Source organism: Klebsiella sp. GG_Kp146 (genome assembly GCF_040061975.1).
Lineage (GTDB): Bacteria > Pseudomonadota > Gammaproteobacteria > Enterobacterales > Enterobacteriaceae > Klebsiella > Klebsiella quasipneumoniae.
Window position 1 is genome coordinate 71,037 of the sequence record NZ_JBEAHA010000003.1, and the last position, 17,421, is coordinate 88,457.

Annotated in this window: 18 protein-coding genes; 10 read left to right on the forward strand and 8 right to left on the reverse strand. The window is 52.6% G+C overall.

Annotation, left to right across the window (positions count from 1 at the left end):
• The first annotated feature begins 274 nt into the window (after positions 1 to 274).
• The 9 genes from ABLU95_RS04830 (at position 275) to ABLU95_RS04870 (ending at position 10,092) form a co-directional block, all read left to right on the forward strand.
• Positions 275 to 1,864 (forward strand): arylsulfatase, encoded by a 1,590-nt coding sequence (locus ABLU95_RS04830; RefSeq protein WP_049014088.1) that lies wholly within the window; start codon positions 275 to 277, stop codon positions 1,862 to 1,864.
• A gap of 96 nt (positions 1,865 to 1,960) precedes the next feature.
• The gene (locus tag ABLU95_RS04835; protein WP_032452881.1) at positions 1,961 to 3,256 is read left to right on the forward strand and encodes an anaerobic sulfatase maturase; all 1,296 of its coding nucleotides are present in this window, start codon (positions 1,961 to 1,963) and stop codon (positions 3,254 to 3,256) included.
• The gene (locus ABLU95_RS04840; protein WP_032452882.1) at positions 3,253 to 4,257 is read left to right on the forward strand and encodes a MoxR family ATPase; all 1,005 of its coding nucleotides are present in this window, start codon (positions 3,253 to 3,255) and stop codon (positions 4,255 to 4,257) included. Before ABLU95_RS04835 ends, ABLU95_RS04840 begins: the two co-directional genes overlap by 4 nt.
• Positions 4,257 to 5,162 (forward strand): DUF58 domain-containing protein, encoded by a 906-nt coding sequence (locus ABLU95_RS04845; protein WP_049014086.1) that lies wholly within the window; start codon positions 4,257 to 4,259, stop codon positions 5,160 to 5,162. Before ABLU95_RS04840 ends, ABLU95_RS04845 begins: the two co-directional genes overlap by 1 nt.
• A complete protein-coding gene (locus tag ABLU95_RS04850; protein WP_348878939.1) occupies positions 5,163 to 5,603 on the forward strand; it encodes a DUF4381 domain-containing protein in 441 nt (146 codons plus the stop codon).
• Positions 5,596 to 6,573 carry a VWA domain-containing protein gene (locus ABLU95_RS04855; protein ID WP_110237702.1) on the forward strand — a complete coding sequence of 326 codons (978 nt, stop codon included), beginning with the start codon at positions 5,596 to 5,598 and terminating at the stop codon, positions 6,571 to 6,573. Before ABLU95_RS04850 ends, ABLU95_RS04855 begins: the two co-directional genes overlap by 8 nt.
• On the forward strand, positions 6,570 to 8,084 hold the full coding sequence (locus ABLU95_RS04860) for a tetratricopeptide repeat protein (protein WP_243805716.1): 1,515 nt from the start codon (positions 6,570 to 6,572) through the stop codon (positions 8,082 to 8,084). Before ABLU95_RS04855 ends, ABLU95_RS04860 begins: the two co-directional genes overlap by 4 nt.
• A complete protein-coding gene (locus ABLU95_RS04865; RefSeq protein ID WP_072420173.1) occupies positions 8,081 to 9,094 on the forward strand; it encodes a BatD family protein in 1,014 nt (337 codons plus the stop codon). Before ABLU95_RS04860 ends, ABLU95_RS04865 begins: the two co-directional genes overlap by 4 nt.
• A complete protein-coding gene (locus ABLU95_RS04870) occupies positions 9,091 to 10,092 on the forward strand; it encodes an HAD family hydrolase (protein WP_241515984.1) in 1,002 nt (333 codons plus the stop codon). The genes ABLU95_RS04865 and ABLU95_RS04870 overlap by 4 nt, the downstream gene beginning before the upstream one ends.
• 60 nt (positions 10,093 to 10,152) lie before the next feature.
• On the opposite strand, the gene ABLU95_RS04875 is transcribed toward ABLU95_RS04870, so the two are convergent.
• The 8 genes from ABLU95_RS04875 to ABLU95_RS04910 all read right to left on the reverse strand — a co-directional run bounded on the left by ABLU95_RS04875 (position 10,153) and on the right by ABLU95_RS04910 (position 15,785).
• A complete protein-coding gene (locus tag ABLU95_RS04875) occupies positions 10,153 to 10,773 on the reverse strand; it encodes a LysE family translocator (RefSeq protein ID WP_023289726.1) in 621 nt (206 codons plus the stop codon).
• A 187-nt stretch (positions 10,774 to 10,960) separates the two neighbouring features.
• Entirely contained in the window at positions 10,961 to 12,067 is a 1,107-nt protein-coding gene (locus ABLU95_RS04880; protein WP_044523279.1) for a PTS fructose transporter subunit IIC, read from the reverse strand.
• 42 nt (positions 12,068 to 12,109) lie between these two features.
• On the reverse strand, positions 12,110 to 12,421 hold the full coding sequence (locus ABLU95_RS04885; protein ID WP_004179922.1) for a fructose PTS transporter subunit IIB: 312 nt from the start codon (positions 12,419 to 12,421) through the stop codon (positions 12,110 to 12,112).
• A 55-nt stretch (positions 12,422 to 12,476) separates the two neighbouring features.
• Positions 12,477 to 12,947: a PTS sugar transporter subunit IIA gene (locus ABLU95_RS04890; RefSeq protein ID WP_044523281.1), complete on the reverse strand. Its 471-nt coding sequence runs from the start codon at positions 12,945 to 12,947 to the stop codon at positions 12,477 to 12,479.
• Positions 12,948 to 13,072: 125 nt separating this feature from the next.
• A complete protein-coding gene (gene alsE, locus ABLU95_RS04895; protein ID WP_087848825.1) occupies positions 13,073 to 13,753 on the reverse strand; it encodes a D-allulose 6-phosphate 3-epimerase in 681 nt (226 codons plus the stop codon).
• A gap of 23 nt (positions 13,754 to 13,776) precedes the next feature.
• Positions 13,777 to 15,039, reverse strand: coding sequence for a PTS ascorbate transporter subunit IIC (locus tag ABLU95_RS04900; RefSeq protein WP_348878942.1), 1,263 nt, complete (start codon positions 15,037 to 15,039; stop codon positions 13,777 to 13,779).
• Positions 15,040 to 15,069: 30 nt separating this feature from the next.
• A complete protein-coding gene (locus tag ABLU95_RS04905; protein ID WP_080901595.1) occupies positions 15,070 to 15,336 on the reverse strand; it encodes a PTS sugar transporter subunit IIB in 267 nt (88 codons plus the stop codon).
• Between the two features lie 11 nt (positions 15,337 to 15,347).
• Complete coding sequence (locus ABLU95_RS04910) at positions 15,348 to 15,785, reverse strand: PTS sugar transporter subunit IIA (RefSeq protein WP_060590605.1); 438 nt, start codon at positions 15,783 to 15,785, stop codon at positions 15,348 to 15,350.
• 217 nt (positions 15,786 to 16,002) lie between these two features.
• On the opposite strand from ABLU95_RS04910, the gene ABLU95_RS04915 reads away from it, so the two are divergent.
• Positions 16,003 to 17,055, forward strand: coding sequence for a LacI family DNA-binding transcriptional regulator (locus ABLU95_RS04915; protein ID WP_087848829.1), 1,053 nt, complete (start codon positions 16,003 to 16,005; stop codon positions 17,053 to 17,055).
• Positions 17,056 to 17,421: the final 366 nt, after the last annotated feature.

Genomic DNA, 17,421 nt, shown 5'->3' on the forward strand with positions numbered 1-17,421 from the left:
TTGGCACAACGATGAAACTGATGCTTCGTAACTGACGCGGGATGCCGCAGCGACGCTAATTTATTAATAAACAACATTTACTTTTATATAGTCGCGCTTTTGAATTAATCTGGTATTCCGATGTGTGACAGAGAATTCACTATAACCGCTAGTAATATTTCATTGACGATACTTGATTTTTTCGTCAAACCTATTAATTTTATTACTAAAATTAATGTAAGCGTTTTTACCCGTCTATACTCAACTTGCCATCATAAAGACTGGAGTGTCCCTAATGCAAAAAAGTGTCCCTTTTAGAAGGACCGTGATTGCCAGCATGCTGACGTTAGCGGCTGGCGTGGTTTCCACAGTCCATGCAGCACCCGCAACGACCGCCGCAGAAAATGCCCCGAAACAAGATCCCGCTAAACCAAATATTGTGGTAATTTTTGGCGATGATATCGGCTACTGGAACCTGAGTACCTACAACCAGGGCATGATGGGATATAAAACCCCAAATATCGACAGTATTGCTGCCGAAGGCGCTAAGTTCACCTCTTATTACGCTGAGCAAAGCTCTACCGCAGGACGCTCATCGTTTATTACCGGCCAGATGCCTTTCCGCACCGGGATGAGTAAAGTCGGAATGCCGGGCGCACCTCAGGGTCTGCAAAAAGAAGATCCAACCATTGCGAACATCCTTAAGCAACTGGGCTACGCTACCGGTCAGTTTGGTAAAAACCACCTGGGCGATCGCGATGAATTCCTGCCGACCGCTCACGGCTTTGATGAATTCCTGGGTAACCTTTACCACCTGAATGCCGAAGAAGAGCCAGAAAACTCAGACTATCCGAAAGATCCTGCCTTCCGTAAGGAATTTGGTCCGCGCGGCGTAATTAAGAGTACCGCAGACGGCAAAATTGAAGATACGGGTCCATTAACGGTGAAGCGTATGGGCACCGTGGATGAAGAGACCCTGGCTGCGAATAATGACTTCATGGAGCGCCAGGTTAAGGCCAACAAACCGTTCTTTACCTGGTTCAATACCACCAGGATGCACAATAAAACCCACCTGAAAGATGCCAGCATTGGTGCAACGGGCCTTGGGACCTATGCCGATGGCATGGTGGAACACGATAAAATGATTGGCGAAGTGCTGAAGAAAATTAAAGATCTCGGCATTGAAGACAATACGATCGTCATTTATACCACTGACAACGGCCCCATGACCGCGACCTGGCCAGATGCCGGTATCACACCGTTCCGTGGCGAGAAGAATACGGGCTGGGAAGGCGGTTTCCGCGTCCCTGCGATGATCAAATGGCCAGGTCATATTAAACCAGGCACGCTAATTAATGATATTTTTGCCAGCTACGACTGGTTCCCTACCCTCATTGCCGCAGCGGGTAACCCTAATATCAAACAAGAGCTTTTAAAAGGTTATAAAACGCCATCTATTACTTATAAAGTTCATCTCGACGGCTATAACCAGCTCGACTTCCTGCAGGGCAAAGGCGAGGATCAGCGTAAAGAATTCTTCTACTGGAGCGATGACGGCGATCTGCTGGCTATGCGCTATGGACGCTGGAAAGCGCATTTCATGATTCAGGAGCATACCGGTCTTGATTTGTGGCGTTATCCGTTCACCAAACTGCGTGCGCCAATGATCTTTGATCTCGAAGTTGACCCGCTGGAGAAAGGCAGCGACGGTATGGGATACAACTCCTGGTTCTACGATCGTATGTTCCTGATGGGCGGCGCGCAGAAGTACGCCAAAGAAATGTTGGCCACCTTTAAGGAGTTCCCGCCACGTCAGAAGCCAGGTTCATTCACGATCTCTGATGCTTCGGCAATGCTGGAACAAGGCTCAAATATCAATAAATGATGAAAGCCTGCGGACAGACTGCCCCGGCAGTCTGTTCGTGCTTTGAAGAGCAGTCAATCTGCGCTTTGTTTGTTTTTCTGTTCAGGGGTCTGCTATATGAAGTACAGCACCACACTACCCGTTAAGGCGCTTCCGTCGGCGGAAAAATATGACGGCAAAGGGCCAGAATACAAGCGCCGCTTTCATGTCATGGCTAAACCAACCGGCTCAACCTGCAACCTCGATTGTTCCTACTGTTTTTACCTGCACAAAGAAGAGCTTCTGCATCAGGACAGGCATACCGGAATGAGTGACGAGGTGCTGGAGAATTTCATTCGCCAGTATATTGACGGCCAGGACGGTGACCAGGTGGTATTTTCCTGGCAAGGCGGCGAACCCACGCTGATGGGGTTAGCGTTTTTCCAGAAGGTTGTGAAATTTCAGAAGCAGTACCAGAAGCCCGGACAGCGTGTCGAGAATGATTTACAAACCAATGGCGTGTTGTTAAACGATAAATGGGCTGAATTTCTAAAAGAACATCAATTTCTGGTGGGACTCTCGATTGATGGCCCACGAGAACTGCATGACCGCTATCGCGTGACCCGTAGCGGCAAACCGACATTTGACAAAGTGATGGCGGGCGTTGAGGCCCTGAAGCGTCACGGCGTCCCATTTAACGCGCTGGTAACGGTAAACCGGACCAACGCCCGCTTTCCGCTGGAAGTGTACCGCTTCGTCACCCGCGAACTGGGTGCGACCTATGTACAGTTTAATCCCTGCGTCGAACCTGTTGATTTCAAACAAACCGCGCCGCAATTCTGGCAGGATGACGCCATCCCGCTCACCGGTAGCCGCCGCGCGCGTCCCGGCGACCTCGACTCCATTGTTACCGACTGGTCGGTTGACCCGGAAGACTGGGGCACGTTTCTGATTGCCGTTTTTGAAGAGTGGGTGAATAACGACCTGGGCCGCGTGCAGGTCAATCTGTTTGAAACGGCGGTCGCCCAGACAATGGGAATGCCGGCGCAAATTTGCACCCACTCAGAATTCTGCGGAAAAGGGCTGGCGATTGAGAAAAACGGCGATATTTATTCCTGTGATCACTATGTCTACCCGGAATATCAGATCGGCAACATTGAGCATGCTCAGCTTTCGCATCTGGCTTTCTCCGAACGGCAGAAAGCGTTTGGCATGGGCAAGCGCGACACGCTGCCCAACTACTGTAAAGCCTGCCCTTATCTGAAGCTGTGCTGGGGCGAATGCCCGAAAAACCGCCTGGTGCGCGCACCGGACGGCGAGTTGGGACTGAATTATCTTTGCCCGGGCATTAAGGCCTTTTTCAACTATGCCGAGCCGATCCTGGTGGGCATCGCCACTTTAATTAAACGTGATTTTGCAGGGCTACGCCGATGATAAATCGAGAGAAGTTATTGCAGCTTGAGCAACGCATGAACGAACAGGTTCTCGGTCAGGAAGAACTGGTGCGCATGTTGATCGTCGCCCTGTTGTGCGACGGACACGTGTTGCTTGAAGGTTTACCGGGCCTGGCGAAAACGCGCGCGGTACGCGAACTTGCCCGCCACGTTGAGGGGGATTACCGTCGTATTCAGTTCACGCCTGATCTTCTGCCCTCAGATATTACCGGCAGCGAAATTTATCAGCAAAACGCCACCCGTGAAGAGGATCAGTTCCGCTTCCGTCCCGGCCCGGTGTTCGGCAATATCATCCTCGCCGATGAAATCAACCGCGCCTCGGCCCGCGTGCAGTCCGCGCTGCTCGAAGCCATGGAAGAACGTCACGTCACCGTGGCGGGCAAAAGCTGGCCTTTACCCGGTGTTTTTATGGTTCTGGCCACGCAAAACCCAGTGGATCAGGAAGGTACCTGGCCTCTGCCGGAAGCCCAGCTGGACCGTTTTTTGATGAAGGTACTGGTGCACTATCCGTCAAAAGACAATGAACAGAAAGTGATGCAACTGGTGCGCGCCGAGCAGCAGAAAAAGTATCAACAACTGACGAGTGCCGCATCAGCACAGCCAGAACAGACCGATACGCTCATGCTGAGTCAGCAGGAAATCGCTGAATGCTGGCAGGCGATTTCCGCTATTCACGTCTCCCCGACCGTCGAAAATTATATCGTCAACCTGGTAGACTTAAGTCGTCATCCACAGTCGGTGAGCGATACGCTGGCCGGTTATCTGACGTTTGGCATCAGTCCTCGCGGCACGCTGGCCCTGGAGCGCTGCGGGCGAGCGCAGGCCTGGCTGGAAGGCCGGGACGCGGTGCTGCCCGAAGACATTAAAAAGATCGCCCCAGCGGTATTACGTCATCGTCTGATGCTCAGCTACCAGGCCAGCGCGGATAACTGCACGCCGGACGATGCCGTGCGGATGCTGCTTGATGCCGTGGTGGCATAATGAGTAGCGCCGTTCGCATTGACCGGGAAACGCTGCTGAAGCTCGCCGCAGAGGCGCGAGCCATCGCCAATCCGCCAGGGCAGATCCCGCCTGGCGCGCTTGGGGGTGAACGTACATCACGCCAGCAGGGCCGCGGGCTGAACTTTGACAGCCTGCGTCGTTATCAGCCCGGCGACGACGTCCGGCTGATTGACTGGCAGGCTACTGCCCGCATGCGTACGCCGTGGATCCGACTTTATAACGAAGAAAAAGAGCGCCCCGTCTTTCTGCTGGTTGATCAACGACGGGATATGTTTTTTTCCACGCGCGTTCAGACAAAATCCGTCGCGGCAGCGAAAACTGCCGGATTGCTGGCGTGGCGCAGCTGGCACGACGGCGATCGTTTAGGCGGTATTGTCTTTGGCGATCGGGACTTTTCTCTACGTAAATGCCGCGCGCCAAACGGTACGCTTCCCGCATTTCTCGACGATATTGTGCAGTACAACCACGCCGTGGCGGATAATTATCCGCGGGAAACGCCTGACCCACTTTCGCTGGCCACCATTCTGCGCCACTCTCTGCCGTTAATTCCAACCGGCTGCTGGGTCGCGTTAATCAGCGACTTTCACGATCTGGATAACGAGTGCGATGCGCTGCTGGCAGCCCTGCGCCGTCGAGGGGAAGTGAGTGCATTCGTGATCCTCGACGATCTGCATTTGCGCCTGCCTGCACACGGGCGGCTGGCCGCCCGGTATGAAGGGCAAGAGGCGGCCTTTTCGCTCTCGCCTGCGCTACAGGACGGCATCAAACAAAGCATCACGGCGCGACTCTCAGCCCAGGCGTCTCGTCTCACGCGACTTGGCGTGCAGGTGAAGCAGATTGTCGTCGCCGGGGATCTAGTCAGACAGCTTCAAAAAGAGGTATAGATGCTGGAGAAAGGATTTACGGTACCCGAACTGGCGGAGCCGGTTCTTCCCGATTCACCGTCATGGTTTCCCCTACCGCCGGGATGGTTTTTACTGGGCGGTATCCTGCTCGCCCTGTTGCTCATTTATCTCATCATCCGCATCGCCAGATGGCGGCGAAACCTGTGGCGTCGCCAGGCGCTGGCGGCTCTCGCTCAACCGCAAACGGTAGACAGCTGGCTGCTGCTGATGAAACGTATTTTGCTGGTGCATCAGCCGCGGGAGCAAGTGAGCGGCGCGCTGGATCCTGCCCAATGGTTGCAAAACGTCCCGCTGGATGACGCGTTACGCCAGCACCTGTGCGAACGCTACTGTCAGCCAGAGAACCAGCTCAGTGACGGCGATACCGAACGGCTGCGTATGCAGCTTCGCTCCTGGCTTGAAGGATTACCCCATGTCTGACTTCTTCTCACGTCTGGCGTTCGCCTGGCCGTGGGCCTGGCTGCTACTGATCCTGCCGCTGGCAAGTCGCTTTGTGATGGCCAAAGAGCGCTCGTTGAAAGAGTATGTCCGGGTTCCTTTTTTGCCTGGGCTGATTAATGAACTCCAGCTTAACAACCAACCCGCACATGGCGGGAAGCTATCCACCTGGCTGTTCTGGCTGGTATGGTCGCTGTTGGTCTGCGCCCTCGCCCGCCCGGAATTACTTGCCCCGCCGCAGCATACTGAAAAACCGATGCGCGATATTATGCTGATTCTTGATGTTTCCGGCTCTATGGAGAAAAACGACGTCACGGGCGGTATCACCCGTCTGCAGGCGGTACAAAGCTCCGTTAAAAAATTCGTAGCGGCTCGTAAATCCGATCGTATCGGGCTGGTGATTTTTGCCAACAGCGCCTGGCCCTTCGCGCCCGTCAGTGAGGATAAACAGGCGCTGGAAACCCGTATCAATCAGCTTGCGCCTGGCATGGCGGGACAACAGACGGCGATTGGCGACGCGCTGGGCGTCACGGTGAAACTGCTGGATTCCAGCGGCGATACTGACGCCAGTAAATTAGCCATCCTTTTGACCGATGGTAACGACACCGCGTCACAACTGACCCCTCGCCTCGCCGCTCAGCTGGCGGCCCGTCATCACGTACAGGTTCACACCATCGCCTTTGGCGACGTGAACAGCGACGGCGATGACAAAGTGGATGTCGCTCTTTTACAGGATATAGCTCGCACCACCGGCGGGCGCGCCTGGACGGCAGAGAATAGCGGGGCTTCGCTGGATGCGGTCTGGCAAGAAATTGACGCGATTACGCCAGTGCAGGTAAAAAGCATCGGCTGGTCGTGGCGTATACCGCTTTTTGCCTGGCCGCTTGCCGCCGCACTGCTTCTGTTGCTGACCTTTAATCTGTATCGCGCGTTCAGGGAGAGAGCGGCATGAGTGATTTTCACTTTTTATACCCCTGGCGTTTGCTGCTGCTGATCCCGGCCATCGCGCTGTGGTGGTTACCCTCCGCCGGGCATAGCGCCTGGTCGCGCATCATGGACAAGCCGCTGGCGAAAGCGCTGATCGTCGGGCGGCAGCGCAAGCTCACCCGCGTACTGCCATGGCTGGCGATGCTTGGCCTCATCGCGCTGGCTGGCCCAAGCTGGCAGCGTCAGCTTCCCGCCGCGCTGACGACGGAAAGTAACGTGATGGTGATTTTGCAACAGGATACCGCCATGTTTGCCAGCGATCTGCCTCCCAGCCGCCATCAGAGGATGCAGACCAAAATCCTGTCCCTCATGGAGCGCATGCCGGGTACCCGATTTGGCCTGGTGGTGTATAACTCCGGTGCCTGGCTAACCACCCCGCTCACTGTCGATACGGCGTTTTATTCGCTATTCCTGCATGCGCAAACCCCCGCGTTATTACCGTCTGGCGAGGGTTCCGGACTTCAGCATGCCATCTCACTGGCCATGCATAATATGCCCACCTCCCCGCGCAGCATTATTCTGGTGGCGGATACCCTAAGTGCGGATGACGCCAGATGGCTAGGCACACAAAAGACACCGCTGCAGATCTGGGTGCCGGGAACCGCTCAGGGGGGCGCGCTGCCTGAAAAATATGCCGCCAGTGAAACCGATACGCGACTGAATGTTAAACGCTTCGAGCAGGTGCGAGACGAGGGGATCCCCGTCACGCTGGTGACCACCGATGATGACGATATGCCCGTGATACAGAGCCATATTCAACAAAGTGTCACCGCGCAGAACAATGCCCGGAGTGATTTACACTGGCGTAACGATGGCTGGATGCTGGCGATACCTATGCTCGTCATGCTGTTTATCTGGCGACGCCAGCTCTTTTGCTGGATTTTAATCGCGCCGCTGCTGCTCTGGCAGCCATCCGGCCATGCCGCCTGGCTGGATGCCTGGATAAGCCCCGATGTGCAGGGTCAGCGTGCCTTTGCCGAGGGGGATTATGCCCGCGCGGCCCAGCATTATAGCGACCCGCTCCGGCAAGGTATTGCATGGTATCGGGCGGGCAATTACCCCGCCGCTACCGCCGCGTTCCGCCAGGCGCAACAAACCCCGGAAACCCTGCTATGGACAGGCAATAGTTATGCTCAGCAAAAACAGTGGCAGCAGGCGCTAAACAGCTATGACCGGGCGTTAAGTCTGCGCCCGGACTGGAAGCTGGCCCAGGGGAACCGCGCCAAAATCGCCGCGATCATCATGCAACTGCGGCAAAAAGAACGCGAGAAAAAGTCGGCGCAAGGTGAAGAAGCCGATTACAAACCTGATGAAATTAAGCATGATTTGAAACCCGACGATGGCGTTGAACAAAAGGACATTCAGCCCATTGCTGGAGGGAATCCGCAGGTGAATCAGTGGTACGAAAATCTGACCGTTTCGCCTTCGGGGCTGCTGGAAAGTCTCTACCGGACTCAGTCAGGAGAAGGCCAATGAAACTTATCTGGTTAATTCTGGTGGCGGCGCTTCCCTGTCAGGCAGCCATGACGGTCACGCGCGAGCTGGTCGCTCCCGAACACGTTGTCCCAGGCCAACCGGTGCGCGTGGCGGTGACGTTCTGGACGGATTCATGGTTTAATCCGCCGCCGCAGTGGCCCGGTTTCCCGGTTGAAAATGGCGATATCTCGAGCAAAGCCGAACCCAATCAGCTGCTGACCCGTCACGCCGAGGGAACCAGCTGGAGCGGCGTGCGCATGGAACGCCAGCTCACTGCCTGGGATGCAGGTAAGCTGCGTTTACCGGCTTTTGAAATGACGTTAACCGCCTCCGGACAGGCGCCCGTGACGGTCAAACTACCGGCGCTGGAAACGCAGGTTAACTGGCCGCAAGGAATTGAACAGCCAGACCGTTTCCTGCCCGCTTCAGGTCTCTCGCTCAGCCAGAAGGTCAATATTTACCGTAGTGGTAAAGATAAAACGCTGCGTGCCGGCGACGTTATTGAACGCGTCGTCACCGTCCGAGCCACGGAGGTGATGCCCGCCCAAATCCCACCGCTGCTCTATGCTATCAGCGGCACCCATACCCAGCGTCTGCCGCCTGAAAATCGTCTGCTGACTTCGGGTCGGGGGGATCTTGAAGGCGCGGAACGCGTGGAAACGCTCCGCTATTTGCCTGTTGTTGCGGGGGAAGTCACGCTGCCGCCGATCAAATTGCGGTGGTGGGATACAACCCATCAGCAGTGGCAAACCGCTGAACTCCCCGGCAGCACCTACCGGATTGCCGCTTCGCGCTCGGCCGGTGCGGAATCTTCGTTAAAGGGCGATCGTGGCACGTTGACCCGGCAGAATGCGTTAATGCTCGCAGGCGGCCTCGCGTTACTCATGCTGATGTTTATTTTCCGCCGCACTTTACTGCGTAGCGCGCGTTACTTATCTCACCGTTGGCGCCGATTCTGGCAGCCACTTTCGCTACCGGGACAGACCCCGGATAACAGGAGTTCACGATGAAGCGTACGTTAATCGCTCTGACTTTATTCGCCCTCTGCGGCAACGCAGTGGCAGATCCACTCTCAGCATGGAACGATACGGCAGCCAAGCGCGCCATTGAAGAATGGGTGCAAGGTGCCACCAACCCAGACCGCTCAACGTTTATTCCGGCCGAAAAACGCTACGTCGTATTTGATAATGATGGCACCCTGTGGCCAGAAGCGCCGCTGACGTTTCAGATCCGGTTCGTGCTGGATGAGATCAAACGTCTGGCCCCGCAACACCAGGAGTGGTCTAGCGACGCGTTGGTGCAGGCCGTGCTGAAAGACGATATCAAAACTGTCGCCGCTTCCGGCGAAAAAGGGCTTATTCATCTTTTATCGCTGACGCACAGCGGCATGACGACTGATGACTTTAATCAGCGCGTTGCTAACTGGGTTTCATCGCATAAGGACCCGCGTTTTGGCTGCCAGTACGATCGGATGGGATATCAGCCGATGCGTCAGCTTCTGGAATATCTGCGGGCTAACGGTTTCAAAACCTGGATTGTCTCCGGCGGCGGTATCGATTTTATGCGCGTACTGTCGCAAAAGATGTACGGTATTCCACCTGAACAAGTGATCGGGTCGTTTTCGCTTGGCGAATTCGCGTTATCTGATGAAGGGACAAAAATTACCAAGACAATGTCGGGGGCCTTCAATGACGATGCAGCCAATAAACCCGTGGCGATCCACCTTTTCATGGGCCAGCGCCCTGTCGCGGCATTTGGCAATAGCGATGGCGATCTCGCCATGCTGCAGTACACCGCCGCCAATCCTGACGTCAAATCCTTTGGCCTTCTGGTGCATCATACGGATCCCGTGCGTGAATATGCCTATGATAGTCATCCTCCAGCCAGCGGAAAGCTGGTTGATGGATTAACGCAGGCAAAAGCGCATGGCTGGACCGTCGTTGATATGAAGCAAGACTGGAAAACGGTGTTTGATCCGGCACAGTGTGTGACCCAGCCGGGATCGTAGAGCCTGTACCTCAAGATAGCTGAGCAAAGCGCAAAAACAGGGGCAAAGGCCCCTGTTTTATTACCGGCGGCTCATCGCCAGCTTCGCCGCAAAAAGCAGAAACAGGCAGCCGGTCGTTCGATCCATCCATTTCACTACCGCCGTTTTTTTCAGGATACCGGCGGCATAGCGAGTGGCGGTGATCAGGGTTAACGACCACAGCGTACCAATCAATACATGGATAGTAACCAGGAGAAAGGTCCATGTGATGGGGGAATGCCCCGCCGGGATAAACTGAGGTAAAAACGAAACGTAGAAGACGCCCATTTTGGGATTAAGCACATTTCCCAACATCCCACGCAGAAACCAGTTACTCGTGGCGGTTGCCGCTGCCGGATTGCTGTTAAATTGCTGGCGCGGACGCAGAAGCAGCTGGATGCCCAGCCAACAAAGGTAGCCCGCGCCGCACCATTTCAATAAGGTATAAGCCAGCTCAGAAACCGCCAGCAGCGCGCCCAAACCAAAGGCCACCAGCGCCCCCCAGATAAAGCACCCGAGATCGATACCTAACGCGGCATGCAAGGCTTTGCGCCCGCCTTCAGCAGTCGCCGTGCGCAGTATAAGCGCGGTATCCAAACCTGGCGTCAGGGTAAGCAGAGTGGCAGCGAGGGTGTAAGCCAGAAGTGAATCAGTGACGAGCATTTCCTGTCTCCGAAAGAGACAAGGCTACTGAAGCGTTCACATTTTTGCAACAAGAATGTTCACCCTGCTCCACCTTCACCTGGGCTTCTGCCAGACGCAAAACACAGCCCATAACCAGGAAACAGTCGGCTATGGGCGGGTGTGCAGAAATAGCACAATGCGATTGATAAAATAATATAGAGGTAAGTTAACTCACTTTGATATCATCGAGGTCTATATCCTCTTCTTCGTGATCGTTATTAACAATGACATCGCGCGGTATATCTTTTTTGATGACAGCGTAGACTGTAGCGGTGACCACGATATTCACCAGCAGCGCCATAATGCCGGCCATGGGATGTGACATGGTGGGGATCATCAATACCCCACCAAAAGGCACCGTGGCGTCCGCACCATATACCATGGTCACTGCCCCACCGCACGCGCCGCCGATGGCCGCGGCGGCGATACCGCGGACGATATCGTTCATGACGATCGGGATAGAGCCTTCAACGATATTAACAATCCCCATCGGAACCGCCGATTTTAAGGTTTCCACTTCTTCACTGTTATAGATGTTCTTACGCAGAAGCTTGGCAATGAAAAAAGCCAGGCCGAAACCAATAGGCGTTGCGGTATTAACTAACTGAAGTGCGGTTATCGGCTCATTTATTCCCTGCGCCTGCAGCGTCAGAACGAAGGCAAAGCATGTTTTATTGAGCGGGCCGCCAAAATCAACGATACACAGCGCGCCTATCACTGCGCCCAACACTAAATTCGATGACGTACCCATACTTCTCAGGAAAGACGTAAGCGCTTCCGTAAAGATACCGATAGGCGTACCGATGATATAGACCATAATCAGGCAGCTGATAATGGAAGCAAAAAAGGGCACGATCAACGTCGGCATCAACCCGCGGGCCCAGTCCGGGACCTTCACCTTTTTAATGATCGCCAGCGCGATATAGCCGGCAATGTAGCCCCCGATCATCCCGCCGATAAAGCCAGCGCTGATGGTGTTTGCCGCCAGCCCGACGACAAATCCCGGTGCGATGCCCGGCTTGCCAGCAATCGAGCCGGAAATCCCCACCGCAATGACCACCGGCAACAGCCCAAGCGCCTTAGCGCCCAGAGTGGCCATCGCCTGCCATAAATCAAATTGCCCCGGAGTTAACGTGTCCTGCACTGTTCCACCAAGCCCCATGCCGATAGCAATAATAAACCCTGCGCCACAGACAATGGGGATCAGAAACGAGATAGCGGTCAGCAGATGTCCTTTAGGATTTGCTGCTTGCCATATTTGTTTTAGAGACATAAGTTACGCCCTTAAGTATAGAGTCAGCAGGCCGAAATAAAATTATGAATTGACTATTTCGCTGAGTTTTTCAATCAGCTTATTAGGAGATTTCACTGCCGTTTCTGTGGCGACTTTGACCACTTTCTTACCCGCAAATCGCTCTTCTCCCGTCACTTTAACATCAGCGGCAAGCAGCACAATATCTGCCATGGCAATCTCATCAGCGGTTAACTGATTCTCAATGCCTATGGTCCCTTGTGTCTCTATTTTAACGTTATGACCGGCTTTTTTGGCGGCTGTTTCAATTTTCTTTTGAGCAATATAGGTGTGTGCAATTCCCACCGTACAGGCGGTAACTCCGACGATATTCATCTCGATTCTCCGTGATTTATTTAATAAGGTACAAAAGGATGTTAACAACTATGTATTAAGCATCGGCGCTTTCAGTTTCAGAATTGAAAAGCGCAATGATTTTATGTGGATCAGATTCAACCAGTAACTTAGCAATAATGTCTTCGTCTGCCAGCGATCCGGATACTTGCGCTAACAGGCGAATATGAGTGGCATTTTGATCCACCAGGCAGACCGCAAATAAAATAATACAGCGGACATCGCTACCATCCATTGTCTCCCAGGGGATTTCATGTTGAGTACGACCGATAGCTAATGCGGTTCGGGCCACACCGGAAGATTTACCATGCGGGATCGCAATATGATTTTCAAAACCGGTTGAGCCTTGCTCTTCACGTAACCAAACATCGCGAATAAAGTCCTCCTTATTGGTCACCGCACCATCCTGTACCAGTAACTCGGTGAGTTCTTCTATCACCTCTTCTTTCGTTCTGGCAGTCATTTTTAGCTTGATGTTCTTTACATTAAGTACTGTTGCAATATCCATAATTCACCCGCATTCATATAGAGTGGTCGTTGAATAACAGAACAGGCATCGCTGGCGTGATGCAGTTTTTTAATATTTACTTGAATATACACTGTGGTTCGAAATAAATAATACGCAATAATGAATCAGGCAGCGACGGTTTCACGCTGGAAAATATCGATCATTCTGTCCCATGCCAGGCTGACATCTTCATGAAGAGAAAACAGACCAGATGTACCAACGATAAATACATCCACCCCAGATTCAGCAATCAAACCAAAGGTTTTTTCATTGCAAGAACCATCAATTTCCGTCAGATAATGATAGCCATTATTTTTGCGCATACTGATGAGCTTTCTTATTTTGTTCAGCGACTCAGGTATAAACTTTTGCCCGGCATAGCCAGGGTCAACTGACATGACCGTCACTTTATCCAGCAGGTGCGCATATTCAGCAATGCTTTCAGCCGGCGTCGCCGGGTTCAGCACCACCCCGCATTTTTTTCCCGCATCCTTGATCTGATTCAGCAGGCGGAAAATTTTGTTATTCGCAGTCTCGGGATGGAAGCTAATGATATCGGCTCCTGCGGCGAGACACATTGGGATAATATCTTCCGGGTGGTTCACCATCAGATGGACATCGATGGGAACGGTAGTGATTTTTTTCAGATTCTCAATAAAAAAGGGAGACAGAGTGATATTGCGGACGTAATTGCCATCCATTATATCGACGTGATAAAAATCCGCTTTGTTATTCATTGCTGTGATCTGTTCTTTGAACTGTGTCAAATCCATACACATCAGTGAGGGTGAAAATTTAGCGCCCATAAACCAGCTCCGATAATAAATAGTTAGTTAAACATTGCGATGATATGACCTAAAACGATGCCGACAACGCCAAAGTCTGCATCGCCAAAGGTTGTAGAACCGAGGCCCATATCTCCCATCATTGGCAAAAGGATTGCCGGCAGGAACGAAATGAGCAGGCCATGGGCAAATGCCCCCACCACTGCCCCACGACGTCCGCCGGTGATGTTGCCGTAAACGCCAGCCGTTGCCCCGCAAAAGAAATGAGGCACTAGTCCCGGTACGATGACGCTCAAACCGAACAGCGGGCAGAGGAACATGCTGAGCAGGCCTGCAACAAAGCTTGCGAGAAACCCGACGATAACGGCATTGGGAGCAAAGGGAAACACCGTCGGGCAGTCCAGCGCCGGTTTCGCATCTTTCACTAGTTTGTCTGCAATACCTTTAAACGCTGGCACAATCTCGGCAATCACCATCCGCACACCGGCGAGGATGATATAAACCCCCGCAGCAAAAGTGAGGGACTGAATAATGGCGAAGATAATAAAATTCTGACCGGCACTCAGGGTCTCCTCGACAAAGGTTTTGCCTGCGACGACCACCAGCACCAGGAACAGAATCATCATGGTGAGAGAGATGGCCACCGACGAGTCACGAAGGAAATTGAGTGACTTAGGCACTTTAATTTCTTCAATCGAGGGGCTACCTTTCCCTACGACTTTTCCCACCAGCGCGGAGAGCAGATAACCAATAGAGCCAAAATGGCCGAGAGCCAGAACGTCGGTATTGGTAATTTTTCGGGTAAACGGCTGCAAGATCGCCGGAGAGATCACCATCATCGCGCCGAGAATCACCGCCCCGATGGCCACCACCCAACCACCCGACAAGCCACCTACTGACAAGATCACCGCCAGCATCGCGGCCATATAGAGCGTATGGTGGCCCGTTAAAAAGATGTACTTTAATGGCGTCAAACGCGCCAGGGCGATATTGATCAACATGCCCAGCACCATGATCGTGGCGGTTTCCGTGCCATAATTCTTCTGCGCCAGCGCGGCCATCGCGTCGGTGTTAGGCACCACCCCCTGAATATGAAATGAATGTTCAAATAGTTGGCTAAAAATGGTTAATGTATAGGCAATGATACCGGCGCCAGCCGTTAAAATAACAAAACCCATGATGGTTTTCAGGGTGCCTGAGATAACGTCTGAAATTCCTTTTTTTTGCAACAGCAGACCGATTAGAGAAAACAATCCAACCAGAATCGCCGGTGTCCCTAACACATCGTAAATAAGGAAATGAAGCATATTAAACTCCACGGTTCAGAAAGCCGTTGCTTAAATGTGTTCTGCTAAAATCTCTTTGATTTTATTGTTATCGAGTAAATTACTTAATCCAACAACCTTCGCGGAATGACCAGTTAAATGTTCGGCAATATCGTTGGCGCTCAGAATAAGGTCCGCAGTTTCGCTTTTCGCTGACGTCAGGTCGGTATGTGCGACTTCAACCTCTTTATTCATTTCAGCAAGGATTTTTTTGACATTCATTTCAACGATAAAGCTGCTGCCTAAACCATTGCCACAGACGATGAGTACTTTTTTCATTCTCTTTTCCTTCAGTCAATAACGGCCTGAATTGCCTTAATATCATCGGCTTTTAACAATCGTTCTAGCTTTTGCCGATCGCTAAAGAGTTCTGCCAGTTCACCGATCATCGTGATATGTTCATTCCCGGAACAAGCGCATAGCATAATAACCACGTATACCGGGTCGTTCTCAGTCGAGCCAAATGATATGCCCTCTTTAATATGAAGGAGTGATAATCCATTCCTCAATGCACCTTGCTCGGGGCGGGCATGAGGCATCGCTAATCCTGGGGCTAATAGATAATAAGGCCCAAATTCTTCATGGCTTTTAAAAATCGCCTCAATATAGTGCTCTGCCATATACCCCTGCGCCAGCAAAGGTTCTGCTGAGAGTCGAACGGCATTTTTCCAGTTATCTATTGCGTTAATGACATTAATTTTATCCGGGGTTAACCAGTCTCTAATCATATGCACTCCCGAGGGATTCCATGTGCTGAACTATAAACAGCTAAATAAAATGCAACTGTGATACATCTCTCAAAGTTAGCGCTAACAAGCAAAAATGTTAAAAATCGAGTTACCGCTAACATTTGTTATAATGTGCTTTCCCCTTCGCTGTGGTAAGTTATAATGCGTATCAACGATTTACTTTTGTTACTTATTATTTTTCAAACGGTTGGTGATCCTGGTGAAGAGTCTAGACGCAGACAATAGCCCGAAAGAAAAACGTCGTAAGGGAACTGGGAAGATAACCCTGACCGAAGTGGCTGAGTTTGTCGGCGTGAGCGCCATGACTGTCTCCCGTGCGCTGAGAATGCCTGAAAAAGTCAACCCTGACCTTCGCGATCGTATTGATGCGGCAGTCAGTCAACTCGGCTATGTCCCCAATCTCCAGGCGCGTAATCTGGCGTCGGTCCATTCCGATCTCATTTTGGCCGTCGTCCCCACCTTCTCTTCGCCAGGTTTTTTGCCGGTGTCGGAGGCATTACAAAAAATCCTGACTGAACGCGGCTATACCATGATGTTTATGGAATCTGGTCATGACGGTCAAAACGAACAAAGAACGTTTGAAAAAATGCTCGCCTATAACCCGGCAGCGATTATTCAATTCAATATCGACACCATTGAGAGCTGCACCCAGCTGCTGGCCAATGTTGATGTGCCTATCCTGGAGATTGGCGCGTTAAATACCCAGCCTGTTGGCATGTGCATCGGCGTGGATTACGGTAAGGCAGTGAAACAGATCGTAACCCACCTCGCGGATGCCTCATTAAAAAACATCGCGTTGTTGTGTACCCCAGCCAACAATACGATGTTTCGCCAGCTTCTGAGCGGCTGGAATACGGCAATGTTGGCCCTGAACCGTTCGCCACATCGGGTGGTGACCACGCATTTGCCTTCAACCATCGCCACAGGCGTGAATATTTTCAAGGATATGATGATTACCTGGGGCGATCTGGATGCGCTAATTTGCACTTCGGATGAAATGGCGTGCGGATGCATGATGGCCTGCCACAGCGCCGGGATCAAAGTGCCCAATACCGTAGCCATTGCGAGTTTAGGCGGCGGGGTTTTATCGACAGTCTGTTCCCCTGCCCTGACAACCGTTGAATTTCCCTGGCATGACATTGGGGTGAAGGCGGGAAAAGCGCTTCTCGAGCTGCTAAACGATAAGCCTTGTGAAAAGTTCATAGAAATTCCGTCAGTACTCAAAGTCCGGGCCAGTACCGCGGTATAACCGCCATCCATGGCTTAATCTGGCGGCCCCCCTGCTTATCGCTTCAATTCGTCCTGCCACAGCGGGGATGACGCCAGCTGATGGCATAGCGTGTCGATAAATACCCGGGTCTTGGCGGGAACCAGCGTGCCGGGCGGCATCAGGGCATAAACGCTGACCTTCGCCGCACTGTACCGCCTGGCTAACCATCCACCCCGGCAGCAGTGCGATCCCGGTTGCCCGAATAACCGCCGTCAGCAGCGCTTCACTGATATTGGTGGATTGCCGAACTGTTCTGGCAGCAATTCCGCGAGCCATCAGCGCAATGGACAGCGGAAGCGTTTTATCCCGCCCCCCTCCATCAGTAACCTTCCCCGGCCGTCGCTC